Below are 834 nucleotides of genomic sequence, written 5' to 3' on the forward strand. Positions count from 1 at the left end.
CGGCGCGGTCTCGCGCAGCGTGGCGGCGGCGTGTTCCAGCCGGTCGGCGTCCCGTCCGTTCAGGATGACATGGGCCCCGGCATCGGCCAGGCCCGCGGCGATCGCCAGGCCGATTCCGCCGCTGGAACCGGTGACCAGCGCCAGGCGTCCGGTCAGGTCGAAGATCGGCAATATCGGCATGGCAGACATTTCCTGTTCATGTTTGGATTCTTATGATGGGATGTCTATCCGGACAGGAACGGCACGGCCTTGTCCATATTGCGGGCGCGGCTTTGCGCCCTCGGGGCCTATAAGTTTGCGTGAGCGAGGCGGGGCGGGAGGGACGGGCAGGCATGTCAGACACGCGGACGACACGCGCGGCCCCGGCGCCATCCCCGGCCCCCGCGCCCATTGCCGATACCGCCCGCCCTGCGTTGTCCACCATTCCCGTGCCGGAGCTGCGGGAGCCCGGCGTGCGCCCGACCATCATGGATGTCTCGGCCCGGGCCGGGGTCTCGCGCATGACCGTCTCGCGCGCCCTGCGCGCCCCCCACCTGGTGCGCGCGGAGACACGCCGCGCCGTCGAGCGGGCGATCGCCGAGCTGGGTTATGTCCCCGATCGCGCGGCCGAGGCCCTGTCGACCCGGCGCAGCGGCTTCGTCGGGCTGATCCTGCCGACCCTGACCAACACCAATTTCGCCGACGCGGCGCGTGGCCTGACGGAAATCATCCGCGGCGCGGGGTATGAGTTGCTGATCGGCTATACCGATTACGACGAGGGCGAGATGCTGCGCCACGTGCGCGACATGCTGGGCAGGCGAGCCGAGGCGCTGGTGCTGCCGGCCGGTCCGCGCG

2 protein-coding genes are annotated in these 834 nt (G+C 70.6%); one reads left to right on the plus strand and one right to left on the minus strand.

The genetic code is table 11. The features are described 5' to 3' along the window. Window positions 1–180: SDR family NAD(P)-dependent oxidoreductase (locus HUK84_RS20680; RefSeq protein WP_176641862.1), on the minus strand; the 180-nt coding region annotated here is incomplete at its 3' end. A 152-nt stretch (window positions 181–332) separates the two neighbouring features. Here HUK84_RS20680 and HUK84_RS20685 point away from each other — a divergent pair. Beyond that, on the plus strand, window positions 333–834 hold a 502-nt coding region (locus HUK84_RS20685), incomplete at its 3' end, for a LacI family DNA-binding transcriptional regulator (protein WP_246285809.1).

This window comes from Nguyenibacter vanlangensis, assembly GCF_013376155.1.
Classification (GTDB): domain Bacteria; phylum Pseudomonadota; class Alphaproteobacteria; order Acetobacterales; family Acetobacteraceae; genus Gluconacetobacter; species Gluconacetobacter vanlangensis.